Origin of the sequence: Afipia massiliensis, from assembly GCF_014203115.1 — a bacterium.
Taxonomy (GTDB): Bacteria; Pseudomonadota; Alphaproteobacteria; order Rhizobiales; family Xanthobacteraceae; genus Afipia; species Afipia massiliensis.
In genome coordinates, this window is sequence record NZ_JACHIJ010000002.1 from 821,270 (window position 1) to 836,193 (window position 14,924).

5 protein-coding genes are annotated in these 14,924 nt (G+C 61.3%); all 5 read right to left on the reverse strand.

Annotation, left to right across the window (positions count from 1 at the left end; genetic code table 11):
* Positions 1-17 precede the first annotated feature (17 nt).
* From HNQ36_RS08905 to HNQ36_RS08925, 5 genes are read right to left on the reverse strand one after another with little or no spacing between them, the layout of a single operon-like run.
* Complete coding sequence (locus tag HNQ36_RS08905) at positions 18-746, reverse strand: lytic transglycosylase domain-containing protein (protein WP_081758550.1); 729 nt, start codon at positions 744-746, stop codon at positions 18-20.
* 40 nt (positions 747-786) lie between these two features.
* Positions 787-1,254 (reverse strand): hypothetical protein, encoded by a 468-nt coding sequence (locus HNQ36_RS08910; protein WP_024921611.1) that lies wholly within the window; start codon positions 1,252-1,254, stop codon positions 787-789.
* On the reverse strand, positions 1,244-13,552 hold the full coding sequence (locus tag HNQ36_RS08915) for a filamentous hemagglutinin family protein (RefSeq protein ID WP_184083898.1): 12,309 nt from the start codon (positions 13,550-13,552) through the stop codon (positions 1,244-1,246). The genes HNQ36_RS08910 and HNQ36_RS08915 overlap by 11 nt, the downstream gene beginning before the upstream one ends.
* Before the next feature lie 49 nt (positions 13,553-13,601).
* Positions 13,602-14,117, reverse strand: coding sequence for a YbjN domain-containing protein (locus tag HNQ36_RS08920; RefSeq protein ID WP_024921613.1), 516 nt, complete (start codon positions 14,115-14,117; stop codon positions 13,602-13,604).
* A gap of 41 nt (positions 14,118-14,158) precedes the next feature.
* Positions 14,159-14,923 (reverse strand): hypothetical protein, encoded by a 765-nt coding sequence (locus tag HNQ36_RS08925; protein ID WP_152544212.1) that lies wholly within the window; start codon positions 14,921-14,923, stop codon positions 14,159-14,161.
* Position 14,924: the final 1 nt, after the last annotated feature.

Here is a 14,924-nt window from a genome sequence, read left to right on the forward strand (position 1 = left end):
CGCCGTTGTCATCATTGCTATCGCCCTGTCCGGACCTGCACGACCAGCGCGCTGAGCCTTGTGTTGAGCGCGGCGAGATTAACAGTGCCGATGCGCCCACCGCTCAGGCACTTGCGTCTACAATCCCCACCCCCGCTGGTGTCCGGCTGCCCGAACGTCGCCACCGGAACGGTGCCGGTCACGCGAAAGCCCCGCGCCACCAGCTTGCTGCGCACCGCCAGGCAATAGTTGACCGAACGATAGGAAAATCGACTCTCGCCATGCCCGGCGCGATACTTCATCGTGGCGGTGCATAGGTCACCGCCCGCCAGACGCCAAGCTTGGGCCAGATACCTGACGCCGTAACGGATGTTGTTGGCGGGCGCGGCAAGCTCGGCATTGCTGCCGGCAAAGCCAAGCATCCGTGCAGTCGATGGCAAAATCTGCATCAAGCCGATTTCGCCGACGCCACCAATCGCCGCCGGGTTGTAGCCGCTCTCGACCGCCATCACGGCTTCCGCGACTTCCGGCGCGAGGCCCTCGCGTCTGGCCTCTGTTTCGATCAGAGCGCGATAGTCTGCCCGCATACCGTATCCCTGAGGCAGCGCACCGCCGTCATGCACACTCCTCGGGGTGGAGGCATTAGCTTTCGACTCCTGCGTATCCGCGTTTTTAGTCGATGGATTCGCTTGGCTTTCCGAGGCCGGCGGGCTCAAGATGGACTCGGCACGGGCAAATCGAATGGAAACGTCGGTCGACGTAGCCATGATCAGAATGGCGAGCACACATCGCTTTACCCACATGCCACTACTCCTCGTGCGATTGATCGCTGGAGCGGACTGACAGGTGAAGGTGCAGCGGCTGAAGCATATCGGCAGGCGGCGGGCTTACAACGACACTGGCGAGAAGTGCGCGCAGACCGACGATAATGTCTACGTCGTCAATCCCGTCGAACTCCAATCGCTCGATTTTGCCGGCGGATGTGACCCAACTACGAACCACAAGGGTTTCGGACGAATGTTTATCATGCTTTGCTAAGGCCTCGTGCAGGCGGCGCGCGGCAGCAGCATCACCAGCGAGCCGGTTTTCGAAACTGCCTTTCAGCTCGCCGGCAAAGTTTTGCCACGTCGCCGGCGCGCTCGCGGCGGAGCGATAGGCGGTCCCTTGAGCAGCGGCGGGCGACGGCGTCGCCGCACTTGCGATAACGCCCGTCAGTGCCCCGAGGAGGTGAAGCCCCCGCTTCCACCACAAAGCGAGCGGCTGCTTATGGGGCATTACGCTTCCGCTCGTCGTTATTGTCCTGATCCGAGCCTTGCGATCCCCCATAGCCGACAATCTCGACGATCATGACCGAGGCTTGTCCGTTGTTGCTCGGCTGCTGCGGCGCTAACTGCTGCGTGGAGGCTCCGACGTTTGAGGCTGACGTGAGCGCGGCCACAGGCGGCGCTTGCACCGTCGGGATTCCCGTCGAGTTGCCTTGCACTTGGATGTTGGCGGCGTTCAGCACGAGGCGCGCGGCGAGATTGATGTCGAACGCGCGGATGCCCGCATCGCCCGCATCCACCGCACCGTTGGGTGCGATGAGATTGATCCAGCTTGGTGGTGCGTCGGGGAATACAGCCAGAGTACCGATGCCGCCACCGGTGGAAAGGCCCGCGAGATCGTTCTCGACAATCCCGGTATCGGGATCGATTCGCACGCGGGTCGGAGGTGCCGCCTTGACGGTCTTGGAGGCCGCGCCGGCGGCGATGTCCCCGAAGCTCGACCAGATCAGGATATTGCCGCCGCGCAGGGTGAAGATGCGAGAGGTGCCGAGCAGGATGCTGCCGTCGGCGAAGATGCGGATGTCGCCGCCACCTTCGGTAAGGATGCCTTGCTCCTGCGGCTGCGACCCGACCAAGGTAAAGCCAACCTCGACTCCACCGTGGGGCACTAGCATATTGATGTCGCCACCCCGCGCTGTCTTGATCTGGCGCGATGTGAGCAGGATGCTGCCTCTCGCCTCGTCGTTGGCCGGGAACAGCGCGGCAATAGCGGCAAAGCCGTCCTCATAAGTCCTATGGATCGCGTCCGGATCGTTATGGTCCCGACCGGACTGATCGAGTGCGATAAAGAAGGCTTCGAGCGCCCATTTACGCTTCTTGTTCTCGTCTGCAGCCTTGTACGCTGCGTACACCGTCGCGGGCGAGGTGTCCGACAAATTGAGCGCCTTGCCAAGCTTCGACAGCAGGCGGTCCGCCCTGTCACCCGCTGTCGCAGGATCGAGGAAATCTCGCTCGAAGGCGCCGTAGTCGAGGCCAGGTCCGCCGATATCTTTCGCCATTGTACCAAGACCGGCCGCCATGGTGATGGAGGCGCCCGATAACGGCAGGAACGGGTTGGACTGATTGCCGATCGTGACAATGCCGGTTGCGGTTCCATTCTGAGGCGCAGTCGCGGTCCCGGCACGAGCGTCCACGCCGAGATCGATATTGCGTCCCGCCAGCAGGTGAAGGCTGCCTGGCCCGCCGAGCTGGATATCACCAGCCTGCGGCGAATCCATCTGGACAACAGTTGTCCAGGGGGAGATCACAGTAACGAGTGGCAACGATGCCAGCCGCGCGAGCGAGTTCGGCGCATAGCCAACGATATCGCGACCAGCAGACACGATGCTGATGTCCGTCTCATGCAGGTTCTGCAAATAGAGGGCAATGTCCGAAATGTCGCGTCCGGCGATCAGGCGGGTTTGCTTGGGCGAGATCACTTGCAGACCGGTGATATCACCACCGCGTGCATAGAGGCGAACCGGCTCCCAATCATCCCGATGTGTCAGCTTGCCGTGCGCAGCAAGCTTGTCGGCAAGGGTTTGATTTGTGGCACCCGAGATAGACAGCCCATCGGCGGATGAAGACGGGCTTGCGATGACTCTGCCCGCCCCAGAAGTGGCCCGAGGTGACAGCGGGCTTGCAATGCGAAGGTAGTCTGCGTCGGAAAGAGTGACCTGCGCTTCGACGCCATACTTGGAAATGCTGGAGCCAGTTGTGTCCGTTATTAAATTGTAGCCACTTATATTCCCAGAGGCCAGCAGATCGAGAGTGCCGGTTGGCGACGGCGAGAGCAGCAGCGGTCCAATAATAGATACGTCACCCGACAGTGCTGCAAGCTGAAGTGTCGACGGCTTGGTCAGATAGACTTGGCTGAACACGTCCTGGCCCGCGAAAGATGTCACCTCCCCGAGACGGAGCCACCCACGCCTCGACGCCAAAGGAGACAGGCTGTGCACAGCGAACATCTGCTCGTAGTAACTAGCAAGCGAGCCGACCGTGTCGCGACCTTTTTTGTTCGACAGGGTGATATCCCCTGAGAGGGAGGTCGCCATGACCTTGTTTGTAGGCGCGTAAGTGCTGAAATACGTCTTCTGGGCCAAGTTATTGAGTATCCCTTGCGGCAAAGCAAACGGGTTGAGAATTGGCCCGACCAGAATGTCGCCCGCCGCGGATATCTCGATATCGCCTTTCCCAAGGAACAGGGTCGTGGGCAGCCAGGAGTCCGGATCGAGAATGAGATTTCTCGTGAACTCGCTGACAACGACGCCCGCCGCCGAAATCTTCAAGCCCGACTCCCACGCTAGGGCATCTACGGTGTTCCGCGCAGGATTGGAATGGATGCTGCCGCCGGCATCCAGGATCGCTTTGCCCTTTTCGACGTAGTAGACGCCGCCGCTGATATCACGGCTTGCGATCACGGAAACATCGCCGCCACCATATTCCGTGAGCGGCGCCGTCGCGGCCAGCACGTTCTTTGGAGTCCAAGCATTAGTCGGCGCGACGGCGTCAACGTTGACGATGTCTTGGCCGGCCTGGAGTCTCACGTTGCCGCCGCCCAGTGTTCCGACACCTTGGAAGAAGTTGCTGAAATCGACCCACCATGTGGTCGATGCTTTATCGGTCGGCTTACCCAAGCCATCCGTGAACGGGGTCGCCATATCGAACATGCCGTTCGCCGGGTCGATATAGCCGCGCCGATAGAGCCAGTTGTTTGGTAATTCCAGGCTGGACGCGTCGACGAACGTCCGGCTCCCGACCGCGCCGTAGCCGGTCAACCTGCGGATGTCATTCCCCGCTACCAGCGTGACGTTGCCGCCATGATCACTATATTGAGCTGGATAAGTTACGAGCTTGGGGAATGCATAACCAAGATTGTAGGAGGCTGTATTGAAGGCCTGATATGTTGTGGTCGGTGCATCGAAGATGGCTGGATCGGGAACGATCCGGCTGCCAGCGGTGTAGATCGCGGCGAACGGGTTGATGAGCCGGATATCCTGACCTGCAAGGAGATCGATATCGCCGGTCCCAGTGCGGATTACCTGGAAGAAATTTGTCGAGCTATAGTACGGCACCCGGTCGTTAGACACACTTGCAGTTGCCGATTTTGGCGCATAGGAAGCAAAACCGTTGTAATCCGCACCGTTCTTGCCGAGCGTTATCGAACCGGTTGTGGTCCCAAGCTCCGCCAGAGGCAGGCGCTCTCGGTAGTCGGCTGCCGAGAGATCAGCGCCCGCGATAACACGATAGGACCAAGAGGCCGAGCCTGCTGGCATCAGCAGATCCAGCATAGCGCCCCAATGTAGACGACTTGTGGCGGATGCGGACGCTCCGGGCAATACAGCACTCGGATAGGTGACGCCGGTGCTGGTGAATCCATCGGTCAATGTATTGTAGAATTCGATATTACCGGTAGCGCGTAAAGTGAGCGTGCCCGGCACGCGGTCAGGACCATAACGCCAGGTCGAGAGATTCCAGTCGGATGTCGTTGTGCTCGCGGCGCTGCCCAGCGCCAGGCTGCCGCTCGAAAGCACCGCGACATTCGCGCCGCTGGTTTGGCTCAGCGTGAGCGTGACGTTGCTCACCGTCGTGTCGGCGGGCAGCGTGATCGCCGTCGCTCCGTTGCTGACTGTGAATTGCTGTGTCAAAGTGCCTGGCGCATTGAGTGTAACGATGGTTCCGGGAACCAAACTATTTAGATTCGCGTTAGCGAGAAAATTGGTGGTGACTCCGCTGGGCAGCTTGTAGGAGCCTGCCGCAGATGATTTGATTGGAACACCTGAGGTTCCAAATGGAAGCGTGAACGGCGTGGCCGCCGGCAGGGTGATGGTGTTGGCTGTCGCATCTGCAGTCGAGGCCAACGACAGGACGACGCCGCCCGCAACTGGCGTGATATCAGCGTTCTTCAGCCCGGTCAGATTGATATTGCCGGGAACCGAAAGGCTCACCGATCCGCCAGCTGTCAGAGTTCCTGCCCCCACGGTGATGATCTTGGCGTTAGCGGAAAGACCCGTCAGAGTAGCTCCGGCGGCAAAGCTCGTCCGCTTCCCTGTGGCTGCGTCGATCCAGTAGCCGGCGGTTGAGACAGTCAGAGCTCCGGTTCCCGCGACGACGGTCGCGGTCGTACCCCCGTCGAAGGAAATCAGGCTGCCCGCGCCGTTCAATTTGAAGGCGACGGCGCTGCGGTCGCCATTCTGGATCTCTACGCCGGGTGTGATCTGGGCGATGGCAGCGAGAGCTGGCTGCGAGCCGAACAGCCGGGTCTTGATCGCTGTCGTATTGGCGTCGCTTCCGGCGGCGCCGAGATAGGCCTTCGCGTCGTTGTCTGCCAACGCCTGAACGACGCCGTCAATTGCGCCATTGGCACGCGCATAGACCTTGAATCCCTCGGCCACGATTGAGGAGGCGTTCGACACCGTGCCGTTCACCGGCTGGATCTTTATCGATGTGCCGGCGCCAGAGGTGGTTACGGCACCGTCTGCCGCGTCAGTGCGAGGCGCACGCAGATGGAGGACGCCGCCCGGGCCGCCCGCGACGGCAAGATCAAGGCGCGATCCAGTCTGGATGTCGATCCCGTTAGCTCCCTCGCCACGGGTTTCGAGCCAGATTGTACCGCCCTTGCCCGCATTGTCGAACGCATCGGCCGAGACGTCGAGCAAGGAGCCGCTTTGTAGTGTAATATCGTCCGACGCCGCGAGATAGATCGTGCCTCCCGTTGGTCCGCCGGCACGGATCTGTCCGTGGGCCGTCGCCGTGATGGCCCCGGCATCCGCCGAGAGCGAGTAGGATTTAGCGGTGGCGAGCCCGTCGAGCATGACATCGCCGCTGCGCACCCGAACGTTGCGCAAGGTCGAGAAGCTACCCCGATCCAACATGGCATCAAGCGCGGCAGTGCCGACGAGGCGCTTCGTGTCGAGCTTGAAACGCCCGCCCACGCCCTTGGCCCCACCGCCACCTTCGAGGCTCGTTCCGCTGACGATGAACTCGCCGTTCCTGACGTCGACATCGAACTCCCCGCCATCGCCACCCACTTGCGGCGCCGCCACCGAAACTTTACCACCCGTCAGGCGAACCGAACCTGCATCCGAGGTCAGCGCTACGCCGCCACCACCGGAGTAGCGGATCACATCGAAGAACACCTGCTCCGTTCCCGACGCATCGAGAACGGTGTCCGTGAGAGCGATGTCGCCATCGAGCGCGTGCAGGCTGAGACGACCGCTCGGCAGCCGGAAGGTTGCGCCCGTGGCTTCTATCGTAGTCGCGAGCACTGTGAGCTTGGCGGCGAGACCACCCTCGACCGTAGCGGTCTGCCCTAGTGTGCTGTTGAAGATCGCCCGGCCATTGGCCGAAATCGTGTAATCCACACCCTTGGCTGCGGTAACGAGCGGTGTATCCACGACAAGATCACTGCCGAGAGAAAGCCCGCCCGCCCCAGAGGTCAGGACTCCACGCGCCGCATCAAGCTTCACGCCCGTGAACTGGTCGATCGCCAGCGCGCCAGCCCCGAGCTCGATAGTGTTGGCGTTCAGGCGAAACGCACCACTTGCTCCTGCCTGATCAGCTGACGCAGCAATCCCGCGCTCGCGATTGCCGAGGCTCACCGTGTCAGCGGCAAAAGTCACACCCTCAGCGCCGGTGTTGAAGCCGCGAATCTGCGCGGCCTCGAAGGCGAGCTTGCCCTGCCCTACGGTGCCGAATTCGCCATGGCCGTAGATATCGAGCGTCCGGTAGGATGTCAGTATCACGCGCTCGGCCTCCGTCAGCAACTGGCTGAGCGCCTGCCCGGTGAGGACGATGCCGGGATTGGAGGGAAGCGTGTAGCTGCCGTCGAGCGCTAGCGTGACTTGCTGGCCCGCCTCCTGCAGGCTGCGTGTCTTGATCACGACGGACGGATCAATCACCGTATTGCCCGTGGAATTCAAGATCACCGAGCCAGCCGCACTCGGCTGCCCCTGTCCGTCGCGGCCGATCAGCTGCACATTGCGGCCAACCAACAGCGTTGGCGTGGTGGAGCTATCATAGCCAAATCGCGTCAGCCGCGCGTCAGCCGAAGTGCTGACGCGAACGGCTGAGCCATTGCCGCTCCCCGCCACCGCGTCGCGACCGATGCTCAAGGGCTGGCCGGCCCCGCCCGTCGCAGCGCCGCGAGCCTCGATCCGCGCACCGTCCTTCAGTGTCAGAGCCCCGCGCGAGACGAGAACAACGTCTTGCCCGAAGAGGGCTTCTTCCCGATTGTCGAGGATGAGATTGGCGCTCGTCACCGTGATGTTACCGGTGCCGTCCCGGTGGCCACCGACGAGCAGGCTGCTCGCGCCAAACGCGCCGAGATCGGCGGCTTCGATCGTCACCCAGCCGGTATAAAGGCTCCGCTCGGCGGTACCGCCAAGGATGGCGATGCCATTCGGATTGGAACTTCCGATATCAACGAACCCGCCGAGTGCGGCAGCCGACGCACCTGCCGACTGTACCCTGCCGTGGAGCAGCAGCTCGGTGGCCGCCGCGATCAGCAAACGGCCGCCATCCATCGGCAGGCGCTGCGGAGTTATGCCGGCCTTGGCCGCAGCGTCGGCCAGGAAGGTGTTGGCACGGAAATCATCATATTGTGCGCGGGCATGCACCACGGTGCCCGGCGCCACCTCGAAGTACTTCGGCATGATCGCGCCCAGCGCCTTGCCGTCCAGCGCATTGCTGAAATAGCCCGCGACCATCGCTGAGCCGTCGGGCCGCGTTATGGAAACGGTGCCTGTCGCCGAACTGGAGCTTGGCGTCACGAGATACGCGCCTGGGAGAAGCGCATAGCGCGCCGGCAGCAGCGTATAGGTGCCCGCAGCAAGGCCTGCGCCGGCAGCCAGATAGATCTGGCTGCCGACGCCGAGTCCCGCATTGACATAGCCCGAGGCGGAGTTGGAATAGTGCGGCGCATAGTCGAAGCCGTAACCCGGGATCACCGCGTAGGCGTCCGATTTGGCTAGGATGTCGGTCGAGCCGCCATTGCCTTGCGTCCATTGATAGGCGTAGAGGTCCCCACCGCCGGCGATATCAATCCTGGCACCGGACTTCGAGTTGATCTTGTCGGCGAGAAGGCTGACGACCTTTTCCGGTGCGCCCGAGGTGTTGATCGGCGGCACCGGAGAGATGGGAGCGAAAGGCGGGATCCATGAGCCGTCCTTACCCAGACCCCCGTAAGGCATCACCAAGCCATCCGCTGACACCGAAAGCAGGCTGCCGTCCGCCAGCGTCAGGGTATTTACACCCGGAATATCCGCTCCGGTGATGGGATCCTTAGGCGCTGGCTCCGCGGGATCGAAACCGACATTGATGGTGCCGAACGGCGCGCGTACGGTGCCCGAGATGTCAATCGTACGGGCGTAAAGCTCGATCCCGCCATTGACGGACAGCGGCGTTGGCCGCGATGCGCCGCCGCTGATCGTCAAGCGGCCTTCGTCGGCGTTCGAAGGATTGACGATGATCTGCAACCGCGCGTCGGTTGGCGCGTAGACTTGCCCCGCCGCGATCACCACGCTCCCTGCGGCATCGAGGACGCCGAACCCGCGCAGGTCTCCGTCCCTGACGTCGAACGAGGTTGTGGATATATTCTCCAGCGCCAGATTGCCGATGTCGATCAGCTTCTGGGCGATGACGCTCAGGCTGCCGGGGCCGAATTGATGTGCCGGAATCGCACCCAAAATGCCAGCGTCGAGGTTGGGCAGCAGGAAGGCAGCATCACTTGGAGCGAAAGGCCGATAAGAGCTGCCGAGCGCGACGTAAGGCGCCCTCAACGTCACCGCGCCGTCAGCATAAATCGCGTTGCCCAGCTGGCTCACCATCAGGCTCCGACGGGCGTCAATCGTGACATCGCCTCGAAACAGCACGGCACCTGCGCCGCCGTCGCTGTTCAAGCGCAGGGTGTCGAAGCCACCGCTGGCGAACCGGTCGATGGAGAAATGCCCGCGGGACACGACACTGTCCGGGCAGCCGACGGCGCACCATATGCTGCCCGGCAGCGCGGTCCGTACTGTCGCATTTCCGGGTGCGAACGTGATTCCGTTGAGCAGTTGCTGATCGTCCTGAGTGACGATGAGGGAGGGGACGAAGGAGGACGGCCCTATGCGGCTATCTCCAAAATTTACCGATGATGATACGGAAAGCACGCCACCCACAGCGTTCACGCCGCCGGCAGTACCGCGGAGCGTAGATTCGACGACCAGCAATCCCGAGCTTATGATCGACAACAAGCCACCATCGCTCTCTATCCACGTCGCCACGGATTTAGCAGATAGTCCGCTTCCAGCACTCGACGGGAGGTCGAGAACACCACGGGTACCGGAAACATCGAGAGTGCTGCCCTTCTCGGCAACAATGTCACCCTGAAGCGTGATACTGCCACCAGCAAGCACCGCGCCAGTGCGCAATCCGCGCGCATCCGGAATCAGCACGGTGGCGCCAGCCACATTCAGGCTGCTGTTGGCGCCCAGGTGCAGCGTATGCGTAAGAGTCTCGCCGCTCTCGTTAATCTTTGCCGTCGATCCCGCGGCAATCGAGATTTTCCCTCCGGGCGCAGTCAGCGTTCCAAGCACGGTGACCGTGGAACCACTGATGGCGATGGAGGAGCCCTTGATCGTATTGGCGGTGCGACCCGGCTTGAGCGAGATTGCAGCGCCTTCCCCTATGAGGATGTCGCCACGCGCGGGACTGTTGTTGATTGCCCTCAGCGTCAGTGACACCGGATCGCGGAGCTCATCCACGGGCAGATAAGGCGACAGCCCTATTTCATGCGAGCCGCTGAAAGATGCCGCGACCTTCTGCACCTTGGGCTCGATCTTTATCCCTGCGACCAGATGTATACCGGGAACAACTGTGACTCCATCGGGGCCGAGCGCAGAGTACCCGGTCAGTGCGAAGCGGCTGAAGCCCCCTCGATCGAAGAAGTCCGGCGAGATCACAGTCACGTCTTCGGCAGCCGCGCCACCAATCTGGAAGGCCCTGCCCTGGAGCGCGAGCGATCCGCCTGCTGCGCCGGAAAACCCCCTCAACTCACCGGAGGTAAGCAACGTTGTTCGATAGGAGCCAGTTCCGCCCCCGGTTGCTATCCACGGCGCCGTTTCAATCAACGCATTAAAGGTAGAGGGAGCCAATCCGAGGAGGCTGATTGCTCCGGCATTACCGTAGGAAATTTTGCTCGAACTGCTGACGAGAACGCCGCCTGAAACGTCGAGAACGCTGCCTTCCCGAATCAAGACGCTCCCACCGATACCCATTGGGTAGGCAAAAGACGTCGGTGGCACGTGAGAACCGAGGCTCCCAATCCCTATTCCTCCTGCAGAGATACTGATCGCCCCCCCCGCAGTGATCCGTGGAGATGCTGCAGCCTGTGCGGCGTCGATGACGGCACCCGACACATCAATGCGGCCCGATACCACGATGGAGGGCAGATCTTCGAACCGAATAGGATTGGTTACGGAAGGCGGTGTCGTCGTCAGATAGTCCAGCGGAAGCAACGATCCCGTCAGGACAACCTGTCCCCCATGGTAGGTGATGTCGCCCTGAACGTCGATACCGCGCGCCGTGATGCTGAGTCCCGACAAGGGTGAGATGGCATAACCGAGGTTGACTCCGGCGGGCACCAAAACCCGGCCACTCTGATTGTCGATATTAGCGATTCCGAAACCGTCGACGCCGAAAACAGACGCATCAATCTTGAGTGTGGCGTTGTCTGCGGCGGCCAAAGGCTGGGAGAACTCAGTAGGGACGGGTCCGCCGGATGCGCGCGCCGCGCCCAGAATAATGTCGGGGCCAACGCCGAACGACACTCCGTTGAACGTCTGAGCGTTAGCGGCGCTCGATGTGAAAAATGGCTTGGCGTTGCCTGCTTCGAAATCGGCGATACTGCCCAACAAGAGATTCAGCGTCGAAGGCTTCGGAGCCGAAGCCGCCGTCAACTGATAGGGACCAGTCAAGACGGCGCCATTGAGCGCACCATCGAGTACCATCGCTGGCGCCATAATCGAAAGCGTTCCGCCGTCGCCGCCCTTCATGAAGCCGTCGCGATATTGCATCGTCGGGCGCAGCGAACTCGAATATGTTTCCGTCCTCCCCCAGCGCGAGTGACTGCGCGTGAATCCGCCAGCCAATCCAGTATAGACACGATCAGGGGTTGCTTGAGACAGCGCCACGTAGCCGCCGTCCTGCAGAAGGAGCTGCGACTGCTCGTGAACATATCCGCCTTGATAGGCGATCGACCCGCCCGCCACACTGATGCGGGCGCCATCGCGCACCACCACAGCATCGCCCGCGTTCAGGTTCACGGAGCCGCCGTTGACTGAGAGCTGCGCCACTGTGTGCGGGACGAGATCGATAAAGCCGGCAATGTCGGCAAACGGTGTGCCGATGTAGCTCTTGCCGTTGAAGACGCCGCTTTGCAGCAGATCCACCCAGACGGTGGCGCCGCGCAGTGCGCCATCGCGCTGTAACGGCGAGTCGGCGAGTTGAGCCGCGCGCAGCTCCGCCTGGATCACGGTGTTGGCGACCGATTCCGGGACGTTCACCAGGCCGGAGACGTCGATCAGCGCACCGGAGTCAAGATAGATTTGATGGAGAACGCCATTCTTGCCGGAGGGCATAAAGAACTGCGATATCCCGGGCAGCCTGGTTGTGCGATATTCATCTGCAATATCTGCATCACCGAGATCGAGGAATTCGCCGGCACTCATACTAACTTTGCCGGACGGCGCGAGAATCGTTGCTCCCACTAATGTTCCGCCGGTGTCCGTCCCGTTTTTGAGATGGATTGCGCTTCCCAGCACATTGATCTGGGATTTCTGTTGAAGTGAGGAAAGCTGTACAGTTTCTGTGCTGTCGATCTCCGGCAGGACCGAGGTCAGGCTCCGCGACCCGAATTCAACCAAGCCTGTTTTGCGCGGCGCCAAGTATAATCCTTCGGGATAGATGTCCTTTAACGACGCCCCGCCCGGCAACCCATAGAAGATGGCGGCGTCGTAGGCCGCGTTGATATCGATCCGTCCGTTGAGCGCGACCGAGGTGGTAGCCAGCGTCACTCCATCCTGATATATGGCCGCGCCGTTTAGGCTGATGTTGCCAAGCGGGGCGGTAATTAAGCCGCCGTTCCATATGACACCGCGCGCCGCCAGGCTGCTCCCTGCAGTATCAACAACGCCAAGCGAAGGATCGCTAACCTTGCCGACGAAAACATCGAGACCGCGCAAGCTAGGATCACTGGCGTCATGCGCACGGATCGCGACCTGAAGGCCCGCTGCGAGAATGGTCTGGCCGTCCGGCGTCGAGATCACGCCTTCGTTCCTGACGTTGGGACCGAGTAGCATGATGCGCCCGCCCTGGTGCGCGCCCGAGGTAGCGGCGTTTAGGAACGCGCCTTTTTCGACGACGACCTCGCCGACCGCGCCGACAGACGGCGCCGTGTCGAGTGGATCGGTCGGAGGTTTAATGGTCGGCAAAGCTGAGAACTGGAACTCTCCAGTGGAGTTGTTTAGAATTCCATTCGCATAAAGGCTTTGGTTGAGCCAGAGCGATGAGGCCACCAAGGATCCGACATTGATCTGGCTTGTGCCGCCGAAAATGATGCCGCTTTGGTTGATGACGTAGACAGTACCCTTGGCGTTGATGGTCCCGAGGATACTGCTTGGCGCGAGGCTCGGATCCTGCACGCGATTGAGGATGCTCCAGCTTGCGTCCTGCTGATCGAAATTGACCGTCGTCTTCGCTCCGACGTTGAAGCTCGTCCAGTTGGCGATCGCCTTCTGCTCGGTCTGCTGGATGGTGACGATGGTCCGATCCCCGGATGTCGTCTGTGTCGGCCCGTTGGCGCCGGTCCATTTGAAGGCCAGATCGGGATTGGCCACGAGACCTCCCGCAGTCAAACCATTGGGCACCACTGACGCGGCCTGCTGTGCAGCCGCACGCGCTGCTACCTGTGCCGACTGCATGTCCTGCAGAATATTTCGTGCCCGCGACATCGCGCGCTGCGCCTGCTCTGCTGCCCGTTGTGCTTGCTGCTGTGCCTGCTGTGCCGCGTAGGTCGCGGCAGATAGTGGCGATGCTGCTGATCCCGAGCCCTGCCCGATCGGCACCGCGCGCGCCGGTGATGCCAGCGTCAGAACCATGATGCTTGCGCTGGCAAGCAGCGCGCTGCGCGACAGCCTGAAATATCCTCCGCTCCGCACCGCGCTCACTCCACTGCTTTCATTGCTGCGGTTGTGCTTCCGGTGACGACGATGGGAGCGGCGGACGGACATGGCGGTCTCCTGTTAGGCTGTGCGCATCTTACGGTTATCGTGGGCTGCTTTATGCGTCAGCGGGCAACTCGAAGCTGGATCGGATCATTTCCGGTGTCGCGTTTTGATCTGCCGATACAGCGGATCCTGCTGCCGGAAGCTTCTGCAGCTCGTCACGAAGATAGCTGATGAGCTGCTGGATCAGATGGTCCCAGAGCTCAAGCTGGGTGCGCAGAAATCGATGCGTGACACCGCCCGCTACAGAGATATCTAAATGCAGGGCTAGGAATGGCGGACTTATTTGAACGCGACCGAAACGGCGCGTCGCATTCCAGCGGTTGACGATCTCAAGTGGGAGTTCGCCCTGTACCTGGAACACGGTGATCAAGCCGACATCCACATATCTGTCGGTCCCGATCGCCGAGCGGTTGCCGGGGCGAACATCGAACGGCATGCCACCGGTTGCGGAACGAAGATACGGCAGATTGGCTACCGGATCGTTCAGCTCTTCGACGCGGAAGCCGGCGTCCTGGAACGCCTCGCGCAACGCCTGAAGAGTGATTTCGGTGAGGATCGTTTCGGTCACGTGCGGTCTCCCTGAAAGATGATCGATGTCAAGCAGCCCAATTATTGGGCCGTCTGCGGTTCGAGAACCGAGTTGGTTGCTTCATGGAACCCGGGAAGGACAACAGGGTCGTTCGCGATCGGAGACCGACCCGGCTGACGCTTGGATCCGTATCGCGTTCCCGCCAGGTCACGCATGACGAGTCGAAGCTCCGGCAGAGCGCGTTGTTGCAGCCAATTACAGGCGGAAAGCACACTGTCCCGGTAATTTTGCGAGAAGGTCTGCAGACTCGACTGCGCAAGCCCAGTGCGACCGATAGCGAGATCGCCGACCATACGTGCTTCGATGCTCGCGGCTGGGCTACCGCCACTTCTCCGTTGCTGACCAAGCGGGAGAGACCTGATGGTCTCATTGGCATCCGCGAGCAACCCCACAAGATGCCGATAGGCGTATCCGCTTTGAATTGCGGACACGCCAAGTCGCAATTCATTCGGCAAGCGACAGTTTGCGTCTATGGCCAAATGCAGATCAATCTTCAAGCTAAGCTCAAGTGAACGGTCGGTGATCACCTGGTCCGCCTTCTCGATCACCAGATGGACCAGACCTTGAGAGGCCTGCTCGTCCGCGTTGATTTGGACGATGCCATCAATGAACAGCCGCGAATGGCCGTTCGATCCAGCCGCGGTGGCCTCGCCAAACTGGATGGCGAGCGCACTTCCTGGACGGAGCTCGCCTCTACGCCATATGGACGCCACCTCGCTCCTATAGCCGCGAGCAGCAAGCGCCCTTCGAATCGTCTCGATATCCCTTCTCAATACTGACGACATC